The organism is Rhodobacteraceae bacterium IMCC1335 (assembly GCA_039640495.1).
Classification (GTDB): Bacteria; Pseudomonadota; Alphaproteobacteria; order Rhodobacterales; family Rhodobacteraceae; genus Thalassovivens.
On sequence record CP046864.1, the window covers coordinates 1,820,722 to 1,842,289 of the forward strand.

Sequence of the window (21,568 nt, forward strand, 5' to 3'; positions counted from 1 at the left end):
GGAACGCGGTGACCCCGAGCGTTTTCGCGCTGTTATGGCAACGCCTTTAGGGGTTCGTAAAACGTTATTTCCAATTTTCGCCTTTAACCTTGAGGTTGCCCGTGCTCCTTGGGTAACCAAAGAACCGCTGATTGCCGAAATGCGTTTACAATGGTGGCAAGACGTGCTGAGTGAAATTTCAGATGGGCAGGCGGTGCGCAGGCATGAGGTTGCAACGCCGCTGGCCAGCTCTCTCACACCGGCCGCTGCAGAGGCTTTAAAGGCGGTGGTTGAGGCGCGTCGGCATGATATTTACCCCGAGCCTTTTAAAACCAAGTCAGACTTTCAGGCTTATATTCATGCAACATCCGGTTGTTTGATAAGGGTTGCAGCTCAGGCGCTTGGGCCAGCGGATGATCAGGTATTGGCCAATTTTGGCTATGCGGCGGGTGTTGCAAATTACTTAAAAGCATTGCCGGAACTGACCGAGGCAGGTAAAACACATATGCCCGACAGCACCGAAGGCGCAGTTCAATTGTTGGCGCATGAGGCTTTGTTAAAATTGCGCTTGGCGCGCAAAGCGCGCGGTAAAATTTCAAAAAAGGCTGGCTATGCCTTGCTCACAGGGTGGCAATCCGGCGCTGTGCTCGCCGCTTATGCCAAACAGCCCCAAGCAAACGCGCATAGCGGTGATCGACGCGGCGTTCGATTTTCGGGTTTGCGCCTGCTCGGGCGCTCTTTACTGAGGCGCTGGTAAGCGTATCATTTATAGTCTTTTGGTTTATTTGCTGTTTTCGTAAGGAAAAACAGTGCTAAAGCAGCAAGACATAACAACGGCAACATCGCAAGGTTTACCGCAGCCCAGCCCTCTAAGGCCGAATTGCCGGAACAATTCATCAACCCGCCTGAGGTTAAAGCGGCCAAGGTTACACCAGCCCCCACAAAAAAATCATTCATGCCCTGAACCCGGCCGCGCTCATGCGGCTTATGGCTTTCGGATAAAAGCGTTGTGGCGCCTATGAAGCTGAAATTCCAACCCAACCCCACGATAATCAGCGCGGCGAAAAAGTTCCCCAAATCTATGCCCTCTAACGCGCAAAACCCGGCAATTGCCAGCATAACGAGTCCAATTGCCAAAATGCTGCGCGCGCCAAACCTCACAATCAAATGGCCGGTAAAAAAAGAGGGCACAAACATCGCCAATACATGGGCCGAAACGATATCGGCAACATCTGAGGTGCTAAAACCGCAACCGATCACCGCCAAAGGCGTTGAGGTCATAACCAGGTTCATCATTGAATAGGCAATCATAGCGCAAAGGATGGAGGCAAAAATATGCCGGCTTTTTAGCAGGTCAAACCTGCTGCGCGGCTTTTCTTCGCCCTGTTCCGTGACTAAATAATCTGCATTGCGAAACGCAAAAAAGATAAGCGAGCCCACAAGATTTATGGCCGCTATGACCAGATAGGACATGAGAAAGGGAACGGAAAAAAAAGTATCGGTTAACTTGACCAATTGCGGGCCGATAATCGCCGCAATCAAACCACTGGCCAGCACGTAGGACACTGCTTTTGGCCGAAAACTCTCCGAAGCTGTATCGATCGCAGCAAATCTATAAAAGCCTTGGCTTGCCATGAACACACCGGTACAAAGGCTGGCCAGTAAAAACCACCCAAAAGATTGAACATAAAGCCCATAGGCTGCAATAAGCCCCCCCAAGGCTCCGAAAAATGTTCCTAAGAAAAACCCTTTTTTGCGTCCGACCTTTTGCATTAAATTTGACAAAGGATCAGAGGCGAGCATGGCCCCCAAGACAATGCAAGATATTGGCATCGTGGCGAAACATATATTTTTCGCCAAAGACTGCCCAGCCAAACCTGCCATTATAAACACCATCGGCAATTGGTTTCCCAAAATTGCTTGTGCAATCACCAAGACAGTTAAATTGCGCCGCGCGAGTTTATCATCTGTTACAATAACCATTCGCGCGACGCTATGCGGGGCAGTGTAAATAACAAGGCCGCTAAAAAGCTATTTCTTATCATAACGGGTTAGGATCATAACATTGGCTAGGCGCAAGTTCTTTGGTGATGTGGCAACAAACATGATAACTTTCCTCAGTCGTAAAAACACGGTCACGAAATAGCGCGCAATTGGCAGAGATATGGTCTATTGATCAGTTTATGGACAGGCTTGAAACAGACGCTGATATTGAGCGCGGCATAAAATTTTTATGTCGTCAGGAACCTGCTTTCGCGCGCGCTGCGGCGCGGATTAATGCACCAATTCGGCTGCGTCGGCGGGCAGGGGGGTTTGATGCGTTGCTAAAAGCCATTGTCGCGCAGCAATTAAGCGTTGCGTCTGCGGCGGCTATTTGGGCGCGTGCGCAGGCTGCAGGCCTCACACAAGAAAAAAGAATCCTCAGCTCAACCGATGCAGCCTTACGAGAGGTTGGGCTGAGCCGTCAAAAAATAAAATATGTCCGAGCATTGGCGCTTGCGGATGTGGATTTTGACGCGCTTGCCGCAGCGTCAACTGAAGAAGTGGTAGAGGTTTTAACGCAAATATCGGGTATCGGGGTTTGGACGGCAGAAATATACGCGATGTTTTCTTTGGGGCATCAAGATGTGTTTCCCTCAGGCGATTTGGCGCTTCAAGAAGCGGCAAAAGATTTGTTTGCGATGAACAAAAGGCCGAGCGCGAATGCCTTGAAAACCATGGCCATTGACTGGAGCCCGTGGAGAGCAGTTGCAGCGCATGTTTTGTGGGCGTATTACTCGGCCATCAAAAAACGCGAGGGAATTGGATGACACGGGTTCTGCAAACGGAACGTAAAGAAGCTTTATCGGGCTCAACACGCTCAGCAGTGGTGTTTTTACACGGATATGGTGCCAATGCAGCAGATTTGCTGGGATTGGCCGACCCTTTGGGCGAGCATCTGCCAGATACATTATTCATCGCGCCAAATGCGCCTGAGATATGCAACGGGATTCCAATGGGGTTTCAATGGTTTCCGATCCCTTGGATTGACGAATCCAGCGAAGAGGAATCGATGCGCGGCATGCAAGCTGCAGTTGAGGATTTGAACGCGTTTTTAGATGCATTGATGGTCGATGAGGATCTGTTACCCGAGCAAGTGGTGTTATTTGGATTTTCACAAGGCACGATGATGGGTTTGCACGTGGCCCCGCGGCGAGAGGATGCGATAGCCGGAATGGTTGGGTTTTCCGGACGATTGATGGAGCCTGATCTGTTGGTGGATGAGGTGATATCGCGCCCGCCAATTTTGCTAATCCATGGTGATCAAGATGATGTGGTGCCTATCGCATCTTTACCGGAAGCCGCGGATGGGCTTCAAAAAGCGGGATTTCAAGATGTGTTTGCGCATGTTCAAAAAGGCACGGCGCATGGCATTGCTTCGGATGGTTTGTCGGTTGCCTTGGCTTTTATGCGCGACAAGCTGGGGCTGTAGCGCTGTTTTTTGCCGATAAGCCTTAGCCGGATGCGATCGCCGCATGCGTCAATTGGGCTATATATTGGGCTTGATATTGGGCTTGCCAGATAAAATACGCGATATATAGTTTGCCTTACAGGGAGAGTGTGTGCCAAAGCGTATTGCGTGGCTAAAAAAAGGGGATAAAGGCAGATGGATGGCGAATTTAGGACAGAGTTTGTACGTGAATCCTCTGCATTTAAGCAACATCCAGCGCTGGTTTTGAATGCAGATTATAGACCATTATCGTATTACCCTTTATCTTTGTGGTGTTGGCAAGATGCCGTGAAAGCCGCCTATATGGATCGGGTGGATATCGTGGCGGAATATGATCATTATGTTCACAGCCCAACCGTTCGTTTTCGAATACCTTCGGTTGTTGTTCTCAAAGATTATGTAAAACCTCAAAAGCGCGTGGCCTTCACGCGCTTTAATTTATTTTTAAGGGATCATTTTTCATGTCAATATTGTGGTTCGAAAGGTGATCTTACATTTGACCACGTTGTGCCACGCGCAAGTGGGGGCGTTACAAGTTGGCAAAACGTTGTTGCCGCTTGCAGTCCCTGTAATTTGAAAAAAGGATCGAAAAGTTTAAAGCGCGCAGGAATGTCGTTGGCGCGTAAACCACGCTGCCCAGAAGCAGAAGAGCTGCGAAATGCAGGCCGGAATTTCCAGCCCAATTATCTTCATGAAAGCTGGATGGACTTTTTATATTGGGATAGTGAGCTTGAAGCTTAGGCACCAGCCTTCCTTAATTTGTTTTTGCACTAAACTGTGCTTAATTCAGCTGTTAGATGTTCTTCAGGTCCCTTAAATTGGGGTATTTTAATACCTATATTTTAAGTAATTGTTTTTAAATGAAAATATAACATCTATGGCACTTGACCATGGCGCCGCATCGCCTATAACGCAATCGATATAAAGAAGCGGCTTGGCTTCTTTACGTGTGACTTATGATGGGACGATCTTTTATGAAAACCTTTTCTGCTACTCCCGCAGATATTGAAAAGAAATGGATCCTGATCGACGCTGAGGGCGTTGTTCTGGGCCGTTTGGCTTCAATAGTTGCGATGCGCCTGCGCGGCAAACACAAAGCCTCTTTTACACCTCATATGGATTGCGGCGATAACGTGATTATTATCAATGCTGAAAAAATTCAAATGACCGGTAAAAAACGTGATGAGAATTTTTATTGGCACACAGGGTATCCCGGTGGCATTAAATCGCGCACGAAAGCGCAAATTTTAGAAGGAGCGCATCCCGAGCGTGTGGTTGTACAAGCTGTGAAGCGGATGTTGCCCGGCAATCGTTTGAGCCGTGGATTGATGACCAATCTGCGCGTTTACGCGGGGGCAGAGCATCCCCATGAGGCACAGGCCCCTACTGTGCTGGATGTGAAATCGATGAATCCTAAAAATACAAGGGCTGCGTAAATATGGCTGAAGAAATGAAAACTTTGGAAGAGCTGCAAACTGTTGGATCAGACGCAGACGTGCAAGTTGAAGTTGCCGCTCCGCGCGAGCCCATGCGCGATGCTTTGGGGCGCGCTTATGCAACCGGCAAAAGAAAAGACGCTGTTGCGCGTGTTTGGATTAAGCCAGGCTCGGGTAAAGTGGTTGTGAATGGAAAAGAAATGAACGCCTATTTTGCGCGTCCTGTGTTGCAAATGATCTTGCGTCAACCGTTTCAAGTTGCGGGCGTGGTAGATCAGTTTGACGTCAACGCGACGGTAAAAGGTGGCGGTTTATCGGGGCAGGCTGGCGCCGTGAAGCACGGTATTTCAAAGGCTTTGCAGCTTTACGAACCCGGTTTGCGTGGCGCGTTGAAATCTGCGGGCTTCTTAACGCGAGACAGCCGCGTTGTTGAACGTAAAAAATACGGTAAACGCAAAGCGCGTCGGAGCTTCCAGTTTTCCAAGCGTTAAAGTCTGCTTTACAAATTATACAGCAATTACAAGGGCTTGCATTATTTGCGAGCCCTTTTTTGTTGGATAAATGGCGTAACACTGACGTAACATCGTGTTGAATTTGTTGACTGATTAATAAGAGGCTGTAACATTAGCGTAACAAGTAGCGTATCTCAAAGTCGTAACATCAATGGCATATTACAATAATAAGAAAGAGTACTTTAATGGAGGGCTGATACTTTATCAGCGTGACTTAGAAGTAAGTAATCGTAAGGCTAAAGTACATAACAAACCAAAGTGGTATATGCGTGTTAAGATTAAAGGTATGCAAGGCAGAGCACTTGTTCGTAGTACTAAGCTAACAGAGTTTGAAGATGCTTATGAGTATGCAAAGGAAGAATACTTACGCTTACATTCTGCAATACGTTTAGGGCATACACTTGATGAGTACACGTTTGAGCAACATTGGAAGGAATGGTTTGAGCGTAAAGTAAAAGAAGGTGTGTGGACAGATAGTCGTAAGAGATGGCACCTTAATTATTATAATAGATACTTTAGTGAGTACTTTAGTCGTAACAATAAAAGCTTACTACTAAACGAGATTAATGCTTCTGTTGCTAACTCCTATTGGCAGTGGCGAATTAATTATTGGAGTTCAGACAAGGGTAAAGCACTACAGAAGTACAACCCTAAACGCAGAACAACTAAGCTTGTAGCAACAGCGAACACAGCTAAAGTTCCATCAAACAAGACGCTTAAGATGGAACAAAGTGCGTTAAACCAAATCTTCTATGATGCATTTGAGCACGGAAGACTACAGCAAGTGTTTAAGTTAAAAGCACCATCTATTGGCAGTAAAGACAGTCAGCGTGCAAGCTTTACTGAAGAAGAATACAACGTACTTACAAGATACTTGCGTAGCTACAAAGACAACGTAGGCATCTTTAAGGGTACTAACGTACATAAGATGCATATGCTTCAACGTCAGCAAATGTATTACCTCATATTATTTATTGCTAATAGCGGCTTAAGGGTAGGGGAGGTAAGAGAGTGCAAATGGCAAGATATTAAGTTTGATATTGATAATGGTAATGATGAGTTAATTGCAGAAGTGCGTGTCAGTCAGCACACTAAGACTAAGACAGTGCGCAACGTACAAACACAGCCAAGCGCAAATAATTATTTGAAGCGTTGGAGAGAAATAACACCCTTCAGTAAACCAAACGAGTACGTTTTCTTCAGTGGCAGTACTGAAGAGCAGAAACAATTTACTGACTTAAACAAGACATTTAAGACGATACTAAAGAAGATACCCTACAATGATAGGGAAGATGGATTGTTAAATGACGCTGATGGTAAACGTAGAAGTCTCTACAGTTTGCGTCACGTATATGCTTCAATGCGTTTGAATAGAGGTGTAAGCATTTACGACTTAAGTTTGAATATGGGAACTCGTGTGGTACAAATTGAGCGACATTATTCCCATTTATTATCAGCACAGCGTAAGTCACAGATTACGCAAATGCCAAAGCGTGTACAGAAACAAGATACTAAAGTTATAGAAGGTAGTTTGTTAGACACAGCTTTCGAAGCGTTTAAGAGTGGTAAACTTAGCGAAAGTGCATTTAACGAGATTGTTTCTTTGCACACAAAGGATGACTAAATACTTTTGCGAAATGGGTATTTGCACGTAAATTTTCTGCAGCGCAGTTTCTTACGGTGGAGTACTTACAGAAGTTAGGTGGTGATTTACACTCACCCCATATTTAGGAACCATAATGGATTATCAGCAAGAAATGCGTAAGCTTATAGATATTGTTAAACAGCAAAGCTTTAGCGCCCCCTTAGAACAAACGTTAAATGATTTGAATGAGCTTACAACTGCGGCAAGTGAGCTAACTGACAGAATAAACATACGAGTACGCAAGAGTTTGCAACCAAACGACAAGAAGGCAACTAAGACTGTTAAGAGTAAAGCTGCTAAGAAAGCTACACCTTTTCCATCAGTAGCAGCCCCTACTAATACACAGCAACCTCAGAATAAGTCACAACCTAACAACCCTACAACTGCCGTTAGTTCGCAAAGTGATGTTGATAGGTTACGACAAAGTAAGCTGAGTACAGCTCCAATAAAGCCACAGCCTCCAATCTAACCGCACGTTTTTGACGCTTTTCTGTACACTTTTTGAAGAATTAACGCTGTTATTATTATGGTTGCTTAAGGTTAAGAGAGGCATAGCTGCGATACTGATTATACAAGTTCTACAGCATTGTGTAACTTCGTTGGATTAAGTTGAATGTATCTCTGTGTAGTACTTAGGTGCTTATGACGTGCAAGTTCTTGCACAATGCGAGCGTTTATCCCTTTTTCCGCTATTGCAGATACAAATTGCCTTCTTCCGCTGTGGCTACTTGCTCCTTCAATTGCTGACAGCTTGTATAAGCGTTGGAACAAGTTAACGATAGTCTGTGCTGTAAAGCCGTTTCCTTTTGCACTGAATATCAATTTTCTATTTCTGTCACGTAGTAGGGAAGGGTATGTAGCTACGTACTTCTTAATCTGTTTATATAACTTTGAGTTGATGTAAACAGTACAACCGTCTGCACCCTTCGTCTTCTGTGCTGACAAGTATGCTGTATCTTTGACTTCGCCAAACTCATCTACAACATCTTTGACACAGATATTACTAATCTCAACTGCACGTAAGCCTCCATAGAACGACAATGCAACGATTGTGTGATTGCGAGTGGCATAACGTAAGGAGTTAATAGTTGCAGACAGACGTTTGAATTCTGCATCTGTAAGTAGCTTTGCTTGCTTCATCTTGTAAGCCTTAATGTGTTGTTTTGCTTACATTGATAATATTGTCTAACATTTAATCTTCCTACCAAATATTACTCAACAGTTAAGTCGTTGTTAATATTTGAAGAAAGAATAAGAAGTTATAGATTGTATAAAGTATAACAAGAAAGGGGCAGCAATTAAGCTACCCCTTTTTCTGTGGTATTGATTATAAGTACACTGTTACGTCTAACTATGCTTTAGGCTTACGTCTACGTTGTGGTGCTTCGAACGAGTTACGTACTTCACGTTCTTTAATCTTAAAGTCTTTGATAAGGCGCTTTACTTCTTTGAGTGCTTCTTTGCGTTGCGACTTAATTGCTTCTTCCAACTCCGTAGCAGCTTGTTCTGCTTTACGCTTTAGTTCTTCAATCTGTGACGTTTCCATCTGTATCTCCATATTTGCTGACAGATAAGATGGCTGTATGTGTCACTAAGTCAAGTGTTAAGTAACGACATAGAGATTGTGTGACTTCTGTAGGTAGTTGGTAATTGTGTACTTAGACTGTAGTAAAGCACGTTTACTTGCATCATCAATATCATCAGCTTTGAGCATCTCAGAAATAGCACTCACAAACTTAACAGCAGTTGGAACAGAGAAATCTCTATTCTTATGAGTTTGATAAGCGTACCAATTCTTATTACGCTGAAGAAACTGTTCGCTAAAGTGTTCTCTACTGCGTACTACATTGTGTTCGTTTAGTATCTTATATGTGTTTTCTAATAGTGTCATAGTGTACTCCTTGTACTGTATTTAAGTTCACATAGTGTATCACTGTGTGTCTGTGAGGTGTTGTATGTGTCTATTGTATATCAGTGTGTGTGAGTGTGAGTGTATAACAAGGACTTGCTGTGATAGCGTCACAGCAATAGTTTAGTATATAGACTTATCGTTTGAATGTAGTGCGAAGAACTAACTACGTCTGAATTAACATTTACTAAGAGAAGTTGAGTTTAGCTTGTTGTACGTGTAGGGGATACCACTCCTTAGATTTCTGATGTATTATGTTTATGTGTGGTTGTGTTATAAATCTGTGTATTCTTGTATGAGCCTTGTGTATTCTTATATGAGCCTTAGTGTGTCGTGCCTTAGTTGAGTTTGTTATTTCGAATTTTGCCTGTTGTGTTGATAAATTGTAATCTATTTCGTGTTGCTGCCTTGTCATATAATCGTGTACTCGTTCGTTACATATAATAGGTGTAATATGATTATATTGCGGAGAGCTTGCTTCAGTATAATGCTGTGCCTTCCAAATAGTGTTTAATAGTTTGCACAAGTCTTCCACATTCATAAAGCTTGGACACTTAACACGTGCGTGTAAGTGTGCGTTGTTATTGTATTCTCCAAAGTGTTGGACTTGTTCAGTCTTTAAGCTGTGTGTCGTGTTTCGTTTGCCATAAAGTATTTCGTTAACCTTCTTCCAATATCTCTTATATATTTGATGCCTATATCCGTAGTCGTTTGCCAATTTAGAGCTGTAGTGTGATGTAAATTTAAGTGTTAAGAATATGTCGTAATCTGCGTCTTCCATCTCGTTCCCTTTGCGTACAAAGTTATTTATCCTTTGTGAGCAAAGGATATTTAGAAATGGCGTAGATTATGTAAGATTTATTTTGACTGCTGTATGACGCTTATAGCGTGTGTAAGACGCTATTAGAGCTCAAAGTCTTCAAACAATGCGTTCCAACCTTCTTCCGTCTTAGGTACAAACTTTTTGATTGATGCAAACTTACTATCGTATTCTCTCAACAGAGATACGTGTTTTCTCTCAAACGAGTTAGGATTTTCGCAAGTTAAGTACTCGTTACAATACTCAATAAGTTGTATAAGCAACGATGGTATACGGCTGTGGTTCTGCAACTCACTATCAAAGTATAAATCGCAAGCATCAATAGCACGTCTGTGTTGTACATACATATTGTAGTTTCTTGCTAACTCATAAGAGGCTGTATCGAACCAAAGTGATTTATGTAGCTCTCCGTCGTCATAGAAGAAATCGTTATGATTAATAAGTGTAGACAGTGGATGCCAACTTGGCAGTGGCTCAATTGTTGAGTGTGATAAGATATCTGTATTTAGGCGAGCATCAATCTTAGTACTGCTGTTGCTCCACGTACTTATATCAGAGGTAAGTTCCTCGTAATTAAACAGTGAGTATTGTTTTCCTACAATTTGTGACGCACTACTACTGTCATAACTAATACGTATATCTGTGTTGCAAAGCTCGTTTATCTTATTTTGAATAGCTGTGTACAATATTGATGTGTAGGGTGGTGACTTCATCAATATGTGTATCCACTCCCTATTCTCAAACTTTCCATCTTCAATTATCTTACGTGTCCAACGTAGAAGCTGATGCAAATGGAATGCAGTTCCACCTCCAAATGCCCATCCTTCAAAGTCAAAGTCTTTAACAGCATTGTACCAATGTAATCCGCTGTTAACACCGTCAACTTTGCCAATGCACTGTGTAACATTTAGCCACTTAGTTTTGTGCTCGTTTCCAACATCACGTTGACTATCAATATACTTTAAGTTCTCAACTGTTAAATCTATGAGTTGTTGTACTGATAGATTTCTTACTGGACTTTTGCTCTGAGCATCAAATTGTTTACTTCCCCACATTACCATATCAAGTGTCATACTGTAGTCGCAGTATGCGTTAAGAAATCCTACAACACGTTCTACTTCTCCACACTGCTTCCATCTTTTTGCAAGTAAAGTTGGTTTGTCAGTATATTTGTTAAGAAATTCTTTCGTTTGTTTTCGCTTTAGTTGGTTTGTGCCAAGCTGATATCCACCACTATCCCCTACAATAGTAGTGTAGCTTCTGTCTCGTTCAGCAACGATATTGCGATGTGATATTGTGGAACCTTTATACTGTCCACAACTATACAATGTAGCATTGTGATGCCAAACAGCATCCTTATTTAGGAAGTTCAGCTTTTCCAAGTCAAATTTGAGTGGATGTAAGTGACGTTTGTTAACTTCGTCTTTAGTCTGTTTTTCGTTGAAGCAGTAGTCTGCAGTACTTTCTTGCAAGCTTGGAATGTAGATTGCGTAATTCTTATACGCTTTTGTGATATCAGTTATCATCAGTTAGCCTCAAACACAGTAAACAAGTCGTTGCTTAGTCTTTTCCCTTTGATATCACAGTGTGGAACAAAGGTTGTGTATATAGCTACATCTGTTTCGTATCTAATTGCGATACATCCACCGTTGTCTTCTTTATCTTCGTATCCATATAACGTAATATCGCTTGTTGTTTTGATATTTGACAGCGTTTCAAAGAGCTGTACGATATCCAATGTGCAAACACGATGATAGTGCATTGCGTTCTTTTGCTTTAGATTAATGTCGTTAGGTGTTGTCCACTTTGTTAAGTATGCGTCGCCTAAATTCGTATAGTCTTGTTCGTTCTGTTCAAAGTAACTGCATACTTCTAATCCGTGTTTATCAACTACTAATTCGAAGTGCCTATTCTCTTTAATTGCAATACGTTTGTTAGTTTTTGATATCCACTGCTTGAAGTGTTGATTGTTAAGTGTGCGGATGTACGACTGCGTTACTGTAGCTTTCCAAGTATAGCACTTCTCAATGTCAGCGTTGCACGTAGGCTGTTTGAATATTCTATCGTCTAACAAATCGTAGTCGTAGAAATAGATATTCCGTGCTGATTGTGTCTGTGAGTTAAGTAGCGTTAGCTGTTTGTCAGCTGCTATATGTGATTGTGTATCGCTTAGTATCTCAGTCTCATCACTATCAACAGTCGCAAGCGACTTTTTGTGTTCGCCTTCAATCTCTAAGTAGTTCCTATCGTTTGCACGTAAGAATACATCACGCTCAATTTCCATATCAAACTTTGCATTTGCTATAGTGATAAGACTTGTTGTCGTAGGGTTCTTACTTACAACTACTGTGTTATCTTGTGTGAGTACTAATCGTACATTCTCTGTTACACGCTCAGCTTTATCGCTATCACTAAATTGGTGTCTTGTTGTTGATTTTGCAAAGAACTTATTTCTTAACTTCTTATTATGCATTGAAGTTGGAACGTAGTGTGGTTGAAGACTCTCTATTATTATTCTTAATATCTTATTCTTACTCGTTAATTCTAACGATGTGCATAACTCTAAAGCTCTGTTAACAATAGCCTCGTCTGTACTATCTCCAATAAGCGAGACAGTACCATCGCCGTTACGACGAGCAAGTAGTACTACAAGTTCATCTTCGTCTGTTGCGATTTGTCCAACGTTAACTGTTTCTTCAGTCTTGTGATTTACTGCTTGGCGTCGCTGTGTCTCAACTGTACCTAATTGCTGTAGTTTTTTCTTTTGTTGTACTTTAGGCGAGGGGGGGTGTTTTTGCGGTTTGACGTTTGCTTCAAATTCGTATTCGTCATCTTCTGCATCGTTTCCACTGTATTCTATCTTTTGCGAATACTTCTTTCGTATACCACTTAAGCCGCCGTTATCGTTTATCCAATTTAGTAGCTTGTTATGCACGTTGTCTCTACGACTTAAGAACTCAACTTTCTCTTCGTAGTAAGCGTGTATCGCATCTAACGCTTTTTGTTTTGCGTAGACATCGTTACGATTATTTCCCTCGCTCAAGTCATATTGCTCAAAGATTAGCTGCACGATAGGCTTGAAGTTAACTCTGTTTGTGTTCGCTCGTTGTGTGTCTTCTATTTCGTTTTCTTCTAATAGAGCTTCCAAGTAACCAATATCTTTAACAGCATCTTTCCACCATAAGTATGCACTCACTAAGTCACCACGTGTACGTTGCTGATAGCTCTTATAAACCTTAGCTGTTTCTAAGATGTCGTGTTGGATAGTGCTTAAGCGTTCGTTTAACGATTGGCTTTGTTTCATAGTACCTCACAGCGCATTAGCTATAGTAGCACTTAAGTAGAGTGCTGTAGTTAGTGTCATATTGGTAGGAAGTCTAAAAGCTTGAGTATAAGTTGCAAGTCTTTGCGTGGAGGAAACTATCAATGACAACGTTAAGCAAACTTAATCTCACTACTGTTACACGTGTTAGTAGAACAAACCCTAAATTGCAGAGGCGAAAGAAGCTTGTATCAGCAATTCAGCAGCAACTCAGTGTTCACGCTGCATTACTTAGAAACGAGGTATTTACAGTTACTAAGCAGTCATCTGTTAAAAGTGCTGATGGTAAGAAGCTGAAGGTAGATAAAGAAGTTGAAGTAAAGAAGTGGTTTTTTGAAGAAGGCAATAAGTGGTTTGTGCAGTGTAAATATGGAACCAAAGTATTGCTTCTGAATGGTAAAGATAATGCAGTTGCTGTAGCTGATGTCAAAGAAGTTGCTTCTGTGCTGCGTACACTGCAAGTTGCTGTAGAGAATGGCGATTTAGATAGTGCAGTTGCTAACGCACTGCAAAGAAAGTCGTAACATTGGCGTAACACTGTTTACTGAGAGTAATATTAGTAAACGATATCAATAACTTGTAGCAGAGGTTGATTAGCCAAGCGCTAACGCTAAACGACTATATAATACATATAAAACAAGGGCTTGCAAGAAATTGCGAGCCCTTTTTGCTTGTAGCAGAATTGTAGCATATGCTGTGTGCGTTGACGTTTTGGTTTAGTGATTTTAGCATAACGATAGCGTTTTAGGTTGCTGTTGGAGTGTGCTGTTGGCGTTTTATGAAGATAGGGTGGAACACTTTGGTGGTGCGCTTGTGCTGTTTAAGCGCAACCTAAGTGTTGCTGTCCCCAACGCTAAAACGCACAGACGTGCAAATTGGTATATGCGTTTGAAGATTGGTGGACGCAAAGGATACGTGACACGCAGCACGAAACTTACGGTTTATGAAGATGCTTACGAGTACGCGAAGAATGAGTTGTTGCGTTTACAGCAAGCAGCGAAGTTGGGACATAGCTTAGACGAATACACGTTTGAACAGCATTGGCGTGATTGGTTTGAACGAAATGTAAAGAACGGCACATGGACTGACAGTAGGCAGTATTGGCACGAAAAATACGCTGAACGTTATTTTAAACAGTATTTTAAGAATAAAGACGGCACGAGTATGCTGTTGAATGACATTACACCAAGTGTTGCGAGTGGATATTGGGATTGGCGTATTGGGTTTTGGGGCAGTGCAGAGGGTAAAGCACTGCAGAAATACAATGCAAAGCGGCGTGGCGCTAAAACACGTGGCACAAATAACGCACGTAAAACCCCAGCAACAAAAACGCTGCTTATGGAGCAAAGTGCATTAAACCAAATATTTTATGATGCGTTTGAACGTGGACGCTTACAGCAAGTGTTTAAGCTAAGAGCGCCAGCAAAAAACAGAACGCCAACACGACGTGCTGGATTTGATTCTGAAGAATACGCAACGCTTACACGTTATCTGCGCAGTTATAGGGATTGTGTCGGTGTGTTTGCAGACAAGCGTTTGAATGCTTGGCACAAGATGCAACGGCAGCAGATGTATTATTTTGTGCTGTTTTTGGCGAACAGTGGACTGCGTGTTGGCGAAGCACGTGAGATGCTGTGGAGTGACATTAAGTTTAATGTTGCTGTAGATGGCAGCGACAGTGTGATTGCAGAAGTGCGTGTGAGCAAGGCTACGAAGAAGGGTGAAGCACGTTTTGTGCAAACACAACCAAATGCAAACAGTCTGCTAAAGCGTTGGCGAGAAACTTCGCAGTATAACAAGCACAATGACTTAGTTTGGTTTGGGCAAGTTGATGCTGAGACACGTGAAGTGCGCAAGTTTGTGGATTTGAACAGAGGCTTTCAGATATTTTTGAAGCGTGTTCCGTATAACGAACGTATTTATGGTTTGTTGTATGATAGGGACGGCGACAAGCGCAGTTTATACAGTTTGCGACATACATATGCGACGCTGCGTTTGGAAAAGGGTGATGTGAGTATTTACGATTTGGCGATGAATATGGGCTGCAAAGTTGCGCAAGTCGAAAACCATTACAGTCACGTGCTTACACAGCAGCGCAGACACGAGATTACGAAAACAAAGCGCAAGACAGCAGTAGTTGTTGAAGATGTTGTGGATGCAGAAGATGGCTTTGCGCTTGAGGCGTTAAAGCGGTTTAGACGTGGTGAGTTGAGTGAAGCAGCACTGCTTGAAATAATAAAACTGCCAAAATACCGTTAACCTAACTGCAAAGCCTTTTGTCGAAGTAAGGACTAATGGACAGAGAAGATTTTAAGGATACAAGATGAAAAAAGGACGACTTATATTTTTTTGTGGCAAGATGGGCGCTGGAAAAACGACTCTTGCTGCGAGAAAAGTTGACGAGATGGAATCTGTTTTAATAAGCGAGGACGAACTATTATCCAAACTATACGAAGGCAAGATTAAATCTGTAAGCGACTATAAACACTATTCTGACAAGCTAAAACCAGTCGTTTTTAATTTGTCGCAGCAAATTCTTCGTAAGGGCATCAATGTGGTTTGGATTTTCCGGCAAACACAGAACGCCAAAGGCAATGGTTGCGAAGTATAAGTGACAGCATAAATGCAGAACACATCTGTTTTTTTGTAGAGAGAAGTGATGAAGTTTGTATTAGCCAATTATTAAAACGCGGAAATCCAAACACTGACACAGTAGAAATGTTTTATGCGATAACACAATACTTTGCAGCACCCAGCGACGATGAAAACCTAAACATAGACAGAGTGTAGTCGCACAATACTAAACCAACTCTACAGCATTCGCCAACTGTTCTGCGTTTACGTCAATGTATCGCTGCGTTGTTGCAATACTGCTGTGCCCAGCAAGTTCTGCAAGCACACGCACACCAACGCCTTTGCTTGCAAGTCGTGTAATAAACGTGCGTCTGCCGCTGTGCGAAGTTGCGTGTTTTAGACTGCACTGTTGGAAGATGTGTATGAGCAGTTGGCACATTGTGTTGGCACTAAAGAAACTGCCTTTTTGACTGCAGAACAGTGGCGCTGTGGGCTGTTTGGGTAGAGTTGGGTAATATTGGGCAAGTTGGCGTTTGAGTGTTTTGTTGACGTATACAGTGCGTGTACGAGCACCTTTGGTTGCTGCTGCTGACAGCACAAATGAACTATGCACATTGCCAACGTCATCATACACATCGCACATGCGTAATGCTGCAAGTTCCTTTGCACGTAATCCAGCGTGTAAACTAAACACGAAGATTGTCGTGTCGCGCAGTGCGTGCTGTCGTGTAGCACAGTATGCAAGCACACGTTTTATCTCTGCGTCTTTTAGTGTCTTTGCTTGTCGCATTGTTGTGCCCAAATCCCATAAGTGTCAGTAATTAAGTGTAAATTCTGATATTGTGTTTGGACAACGATTATCTGCGTGGAAATGAGTTGTTCGATAACAAGCACTTACAGCAGAACCCCATACAATGCGTATTGTATGACATTCTTGTTTGTTTGCAGTGTGTTGTGTCTAAACAGTGTGTTTGAACCTACTGTTTTGTTTGAGTGTGTTTGAAACACTGTGCTGCAAGCAATACGAAACACTACGCCGTCCCCAAGCAAACGGCGTGTGCTGTCGTCTAAACTGTCTCTGCTAACTTCAGTCTGCATAAACAGCAGCGTTGGGAATAAATGTGTTGTCTATGTCCCAAGTGCTTATGTCGCCTACAATCCTCTGCTTGTCATAATGTGCCTCTTTTAGAACGTAGAAATTTAAGCCTTTGCTGCTGCCTATAATTGTTTGCGTGTACACGTCTTCGCTTTGCCTACAGTTTGTTAAGTGTGCCTAAATATGCTGTTGATTGTTTCTGCTTGCCTAAAGTGCTTGGGGATGTTGCCTAATATGATGTTGAAACGTGTGGTGAGTGTTTGTGCTTGCGCTGTGTTGACTGCTTCGATGGTTGTAAGTGCGAGTGGGCGATAGAGATGTGGTTTACGACGTATGAGATTTGATTGATTTGGATGCAGCGTTGCAGCAAGCACATTGAGTGTGTGTCGTAAGTCTTGCTTTGCTGCTTGAACACTTTTGTGCAGCGTTTTGGCTGATAATCGTGCTGGACAAATGTTTGTGTGCGCAACGACGTAAAACTGCGCCAAGTGTGCTTGTGCGTCGAAAAGTTGCTGTATGTCAGGCGCCTTGTAAGTTCGCATTGTCCAAATCCCATAAATACTCGTGTGCAAACACCAACACAGCGTTGCTGTGTATTTATGCGCAGAGGAGAATTTGATGACGAAAACGGTTTTGGATGAGATTAAACACGCATTGATTGCTGCAAATGCAGTGCAAGGCGAACAAGAGTTTTGTGTTGCGTGGTTGGGGAAGAACGCAAGTTATATGCGTGTTTTGCGCTTCCAACAGTTACAGCCAAGTGCAGATGCGTTGGCAGTGTGTGCAAGTAAATTGAATTACTACACACAGCGATTGGAACGCAGCAGTGACAGCAAGCACAAGCAGTGGGCGCAACGCTTTGCAGTGCTGCATAGCAAATGCACAACGGCACTAAACGAACAAGCACGGACAAAGTGGCAAGCAGCAGAACGAATGGGTGCTGTGTGAAATGGGTTTTGGACGTAGAAAGAACGTGCTGCGGTTTTTGGTAGGCAAGTACTTACAGTTTTGGGGTGGTGATTTTGCACATATGGGGGTGGCATAGTGAGTGCTTTAGCTGATGTGCAACGTGCGCTGAACACGATACGAGACATAACGAATAAAGGACAAGCAGCAGTGCGTTTGGAAGTGCTGAGGCTTTTGGCAAGCACGATTGCGGACGAGGCACGTGACATTGAAGGTGTGAAGGTGAAAACTGCGCAGCCAAAGCGTAACAAGCCATTGCCAACGCTGCCTATACCCAAGTCTTCCAACACACCAAAGCCAACCCAAGCAGTGCCAAAACAGCAAGTATCGCAGCAAGACTTCGAACCCATACAAGCCATCAAGCCTATAGCACCCAAGTAGTGCTTACATCGGAAAACGATGTAAGCGACGTGCATAGTAGTGGCGTAGAGCACGTGTGTGCTTGCTATATAAGGTAATTTTGAGGGTAGGGTGCGTTGAGTGCTACACAGCGACAGAGGCTTGTGTGTGCGTTTTTTGCTGGAAAACTGCAGATTTAACGTGTTTGAATGGGCGAAACGCTGCTTTGGATGAGTGGCATAGTGATGCCCTAAAATAATGGAAAAATGAAAATGTATTTGGCAGAACATTTCAGAGAAAATGATTTTGAGGAGATTAAGGCGATTGTGGAGCAGTTTCCATTTGCAACGTGTGTTGCAAACATCGGTGATGACTTTGAATTAAATCATTTTCCAATGATTTGGCGTGACGATAAATTGATTGGGCATATAGCATTTTCCAACAGTATGCATAAAACTTTAGAGGATGGCTGTAAGGCAGCATTTATTTTTAAAGCAGAAAATTCCTACGTTTCACCAAATTGGTACCCAACCAAAGTGCAGCACCATAAGCACGTACCAACTTGGAATTATCAAGTAGTTCATATGCACGGTGAATTGTACTTTAAGCATAGTGATAAGGCGAAAATTGCCGCTGTCGGATTGCTTACGCAACTGCACGAGAAGCGGCTAAATGGAGACAATGCTTGGAAGATGCGAGATGCGCCAAAAGACTACATGAAGACAATGCTTGATGGAATTGTAGGCATTGAGTTTCATATTAATCGACTGGAAGCCAAATCAAAGTTGAGCCAAAATAGAGAGAAAATTGACTATATTGCTGTGATGAACAAGATGGACGAGATGCAGTTTGTTGGTATGAATAAGAGAATGAAGAGATTAGCAGAACGATAGCATTCTTCTTATTACCACGCAAGTATTTGATCCAAAACAATTAAATAAAATTCCGAATAGCCAAGCGTTAAACTTCCAACAAAAAATGTAACGAACAAAGGGTGGCGTTTTTTCGTGACCCTTTTTTTAATGTGGCGATTTAAAACTAAGCCAAAGTTTTAGACCTCCATAGCTTCTAGTGTACAACTTTTACGGGATTTAACGACGTTAACCAAGAAGTAAATAAATTGATTTTTGTTACCACAAAGCACCTATTTCGAGTTCGGTTTCATCTTCGGTTTATAGTCTTTAAGTTTGTAAAAATTTTTAGTTAAATTTAACGGTTTTTGCATTTAGCCTTAACTCCTCCATGGGATAATAATATTTTGATTTTCCCATAAAAATTATGTTTACCCCAGCCGATGTATAAGTGAGGCTCTCCATGACCAAAGAAGAACAACATGATACAAAAAGTGTCGAAGCTGACAATGAAGTTGCCGTCGGAGATCATAATGAATCAACAATCAACATAGATCAGACCACTTACAATATTTCTGAACTCAACGAAAAAACCAAAAATATAGTGGTTTTTCTACGCAGATTAGATCAAGAAAATCAAGAAACTAGATTTAACTTGAACAAAAATATGCTTGCTCGCCAGCAGGCAATCACAGATTTGAAGTCGGAGCTTAAAAATTTGACTCCAACGAACAAACCTTGATTTAAGGGATAGTATTGAAGTGTCGAACTGAACTTTATAATGTTGTTCAAAAAGAAAAATCCTTCAAAGATTTCTGAAGAAGAAAAGTTTGATACTAAACTCACTCTTCCTCTAGCTGTAAGACGCAGAACGCCGTTTTTCATGTTATACAGAGGATGAAAAAGATGGGATAGATCTTTGGATGATATAATAAATAAGACTTTACACGAGTTTTCGTTCCATCTTGCTAAAACTGAAATAGAAATTTTTAAGGAACGAAGACGATGGCGTTCTGACTGTGCTTTAACGAATTATTTTCAAAGTACACCAGAAAAGGCTGTCTTCAGTCGCATGATGTATATTGCTGCAGTGGTAAAGCAGGGTTACACCGTGGGCGAGATGGCAAAGGAGCTCTCAATAAGCCGGCAGACGATTAGCAATCTATGCAAGGAGACAGTTGCTGTAGGTTGGGTAATCTGCGAAAAAAAGGATAAAAGGCACTATTATCAGGCGTCTGATGAATTATGCGCGTCAGTCGTCAATTATGCAGATTATAGCTCGGATATGTTTCAAAAGACCATGGTACATGAGGCAGAAGTGCTTTTGGGGCTTCTTAAAAGACGTAAAGCTGCGTTACCTTTAAGGAACAATGAAAAATAACGTATTTTCCAACTATGATAGGTTGTGAAGGACTTGATACTATTCGCTAAACGGCTTTTCGCTAACCATCGATAGGCATTTGTAAGTTCATGAATTCTTTGCCAATTAAGATCAGAGCACGCTCTAAATATAGCGTTGAGATTAACCTGAGTTTAGAGGTAATAGATCAGTTGAATATATTTGGTTCGTTTTATAGCGTTTTGAAGGGAAGATTTGGCAAATAAAACGCGTTTGGAACGTAATAGGGCCGTAAAAGAGGGGGACAAGAAGACAGGGCATAAAGGCTAACTAAATTGGGGTTTGATAAGAAACTGGCTCGGTAAGTCGTATAATATATATTATGTTAAATAATTGCGTGCGTATTTAAGAGCGTTCCGTTATTTCTGCTATCGACCTATAATATAATTTTTAATATTTGTCTGAACCAGACTGACAAACGAAAGGACTCTAAGCGCGTGAAAGTCGAAAGATTTCTAAGCGAGATTATGCAAGCGGATCTGATCCGCGATGTTTGGGAACTTCACGTATCAAAAATGCGCGAGTATAATTTTGATCGTTTGGTCTATGGGTTTACGCATTTTTCTACGGATAACGGATTGGGCGATCCCAATGATTTTACGTTTCTTACCAACCACAGTGCAGATTATATAAATGGGTTCATAAATGATGGGCTTTTCAAAGATGCGCCGATGACCAATTGGGCACAGGCCAACAACGGCGCCTGCAGTTGGACACATATTGTAAAGCGAATGCAAAACGCGACATTAAGCCCAGGTGAATTGGCCACTATCGCCTTCAACCATAAACACGATGTCAAAGCCGGCTATACGATCAGCTTTAAAGCGCCTTCATTGCGGTCTAAAGGCGCAATTGGGCTGACGGCGCCAAAAAACATGTCGCAAGAGGAAGTCGACGAGAACTGGAAAGAATTTGGCGATGAGATTTTGCTTATCAATAACGTTGTTCATTTAAAGATCATTGCGCTTCCTTTGGAAACGCCCGCCGCTTTAAACCTTACAAAGCGCCAAATACAGGTTCTTCAATGGGTCAGTGATGGAAAAACGTTACAAGATGTTAGCGTTTTGTTGAACATATCGCCGGCCACTGTTGAAAAACATTTGCGGCTTGCCCGCCAAGGTTTGGGCGTTGAAACCACTGTGCAGGCCATAATGAAGACTGTGCGGCAAAATCAAATTCATATTACCAAATGATAATCGCAATAAAAAAGGCCGCGTGTAGCGGCCTTGG

Annotated in this window: 23 protein-coding genes and 2 pseudogenes; 17 read left to right on the forward strand and 8 right to left on the reverse strand. The window is 42.4% G+C overall.

Going from position 1 to position 21,568, the window contains the following annotated elements; translation table 11 throughout:
• Positions 1–34 precede the first annotated feature (34 nt).
• Positions 35–736, forward strand: a complete 702-nt coding sequence (locus GN241_08650; GenBank protein ID XAT59232.1) for a phytoene synthase — start codon at positions 35–37, stop codon at positions 734–736.
• A 5-nt stretch (positions 737–741) separates the two neighbouring features.
• Here the strand turns inward: GN241_08650 and GN241_08655 are convergent, their stop codons facing one another.
• Positions 742–1,962 (reverse strand): MFS transporter, encoded by a 1,221-nt coding sequence (locus GN241_08655; protein ID XAT57430.1) that lies wholly within the window; start codon positions 1,960–1,962, stop codon positions 742–744.
• A gap of 200 nt (positions 1,963–2,162) precedes the next feature.
• Between GN241_08655 and GN241_08660 the strand changes: the two genes are divergently transcribed.
• From GN241_08660 to GN241_08690, 7 genes are all read left to right on the forward strand, one after another.
• Entirely contained in the window at positions 2,163–2,789 is a 627-nt protein-coding gene (locus GN241_08660; GenBank protein ID XAT57431.1) for a DNA-3-methyladenine glycosylase 2 family protein, read from the forward strand.
• Entirely contained in the window at positions 2,786–3,451 is a 666-nt protein-coding gene (locus GN241_08665) for a prolyl oligopeptidase family serine peptidase (protein XAT57432.1), read from the forward strand. Before GN241_08660 ends, GN241_08665 begins: the two co-directional genes overlap by 4 nt.
• A gap of 174 nt (positions 3,452–3,625) precedes the next feature.
• Complete coding sequence (locus GN241_08670) at positions 3,626–4,210, forward strand: HNH endonuclease (GenBank protein XAT57433.1); 585 nt, start codon at positions 3,626–3,628, stop codon at positions 4,208–4,210.
• Positions 4,211–4,443: 233 nt separating this feature from the next.
• Positions 4,444–4,905, forward strand: a complete 462-nt coding sequence (gene rplM / locus GN241_08675; protein ID XAT57434.1) for a 50S ribosomal protein L13 — start codon at positions 4,444–4,446, stop codon at positions 4,903–4,905.
• Positions 4,906–4,907: 2 nt separating this feature from the next.
• Entirely contained in the window at positions 4,908–5,396 is a 489-nt protein-coding gene (rpsI, locus tag GN241_08680) for a 30S ribosomal protein S9 (protein XAT57435.1), read from the forward strand.
• Between the two features lie 172 nt (positions 5,397–5,568).
• Positions 5,569–7,041, forward strand: a complete 1,473-nt coding sequence (locus tag GN241_08685) for a tyrosine-type recombinase/integrase (protein XAT57436.1) — start codon at positions 5,569–5,571, stop codon at positions 7,039–7,041.
• A 115-nt stretch (positions 7,042–7,156) separates the two neighbouring features.
• A complete protein-coding gene (locus tag GN241_08690; GenBank protein XAT57437.1) occupies positions 7,157–7,531 on the forward strand; it encodes a hypothetical protein in 375 nt (124 codons plus the stop codon).
• Positions 7,532–7,629: 98 nt separating this feature from the next.
• On the opposite strand, the gene GN241_08695 is transcribed toward GN241_08690, so the two are convergent.
• From GN241_08695 to GN241_08715, 5 genes are all read right to left on the reverse strand, one after another.
• Positions 7,630–8,202 carry a tyrosine-type recombinase/integrase gene (locus tag GN241_08695; protein ID XAT57438.1) on the reverse strand — a complete coding sequence of 191 codons (573 nt, stop codon included), beginning with the start codon at positions 8,200–8,202 and terminating at the stop codon, positions 7,630–7,632.
• 211 nt (positions 8,203–8,413) lie between these two features.
• Entirely contained in the window at positions 8,414–8,608 is a 195-nt protein-coding gene (locus GN241_08700; GenBank protein XAT57439.1) for a hypothetical protein, read from the reverse strand.
• A 57-nt stretch (positions 8,609–8,665) separates the two neighbouring features.
• Positions 8,666–8,953 carry a hypothetical protein gene (locus GN241_08705; protein XAT57440.1) on the reverse strand — a complete coding sequence of 96 codons (288 nt, stop codon included), beginning with the start codon at positions 8,951–8,953 and terminating at the stop codon, positions 8,666–8,668.
• A gap of 921 nt (positions 8,954–9,874) precedes the next feature.
• Positions 9,875–11,317 (reverse strand): hypothetical protein, encoded by a 1,443-nt coding sequence (locus tag GN241_08710; GenBank protein XAT57441.1) that lies wholly within the window; start codon positions 11,315–11,317, stop codon positions 9,875–9,877.
• Complete coding sequence (locus tag GN241_08715) at positions 11,317–13,095, reverse strand: hypothetical protein (GenBank protein ID XAT57442.1); 1,779 nt, start codon at positions 13,093–13,095, stop codon at positions 11,317–11,319. The genes GN241_08710 and GN241_08715 overlap by 1 nt, the downstream gene beginning before the upstream one ends.
• Positions 13,096–13,217: 122 nt before the next feature.
• On the opposite strand from GN241_08715, the gene GN241_08720 reads away from it, so the two are divergent.
• The 3 genes and pseudogenes from GN241_08720 (at position 13,218) to GN241_08730 (ending at position 15,903) form a co-directional block, all read left to right on the forward strand.
• Positions 13,218–13,637: a hypothetical protein gene (locus tag GN241_08720; GenBank protein XAT57443.1), complete on the forward strand. Its 420-nt coding sequence runs from the start codon at positions 13,218–13,220 to the stop codon at positions 13,635–13,637.
• 244 nt (positions 13,638–13,881) lie between these two features.
• The gene (locus GN241_08725) at positions 13,882–15,372 is read left to right on the forward strand and encodes a tyrosine-type recombinase/integrase (protein XAT57444.1); all 1,491 of its coding nucleotides are present in this window, start codon (positions 13,882–13,884) and stop codon (positions 15,370–15,372) included.
• Positions 15,373–15,436: 64 nt separating this feature from the next.
• A pseudogene (locus tag GN241_08730) lies at positions 15,437–15,903 on the forward strand (AAA family ATPase).
• 10 nt (positions 15,904–15,913) lie between these two features.
• Here the strand turns inward: GN241_08730 and GN241_08735 are convergent.
• Entirely contained in the window at positions 15,914–16,489 is a 576-nt protein-coding gene (locus GN241_08735) for a tyrosine-type recombinase/integrase (GenBank protein ID XAT57445.1), read from the reverse strand.
• 285 nt (positions 16,490–16,774) lie between these two features.
• Positions 16,775–17,325: pseudogene (locus tag GN241_08740) on the reverse strand (hypothetical protein).
• 76 nt (positions 17,326–17,401) lie between these two features.
• On the opposite strand from GN241_08740, the gene GN241_08745 reads away from it, so the two are divergent.
• The 6 genes from GN241_08745 to GN241_08770 all read left to right on the forward strand — a co-directional run bounded on the left by GN241_08745 (position 17,402) and on the right by GN241_08770 (position 21,531).
• Complete coding sequence (locus tag GN241_08745; GenBank protein ID XAT57446.1) at positions 17,402–17,731, forward strand: hypothetical protein; 330 nt, start codon at positions 17,402–17,404, stop codon at positions 17,729–17,731.
• Between the two features lie 174 nt (positions 17,732–17,905).
• A complete protein-coding gene (locus GN241_08750; GenBank protein ID XAT59233.1) occupies positions 17,906–18,130 on the forward strand; it encodes a hypothetical protein in 225 nt (74 codons plus the stop codon).
• Between the two features lie 224 nt (positions 18,131–18,354).
• A complete protein-coding gene (locus GN241_08755; GenBank protein XAT57447.1) occupies positions 18,355–18,981 on the forward strand; it encodes an FMN-binding negative transcriptional regulator in 627 nt (208 codons plus the stop codon).
• A gap of 421 nt (positions 18,982–19,402) precedes the next feature.
• Positions 19,403–19,681 carry a hypothetical protein gene (locus GN241_08760; protein ID XAT57448.1) on the forward strand — a complete coding sequence of 93 codons (279 nt, stop codon included), beginning with the start codon at positions 19,403–19,405 and terminating at the stop codon, positions 19,679–19,681.
• 177 nt (positions 19,682–19,858) lie between these two features.
• Positions 19,859–20,320 (forward strand): hypothetical protein, encoded by a 462-nt coding sequence (locus GN241_08765; GenBank protein ID XAT57449.1) that lies wholly within the window; start codon positions 19,859–19,861, stop codon positions 20,318–20,320.
• Between the two features lie 485 nt (positions 20,321–20,805).
• Positions 20,806–21,531, forward strand: coding sequence for a LuxR family transcriptional regulator (locus tag GN241_08770; GenBank protein ID XAT59234.1), 726 nt, complete (start codon positions 20,806–20,808; stop codon positions 21,529–21,531).
• Positions 21,532–21,568 lie beyond the last annotated feature (37 nt).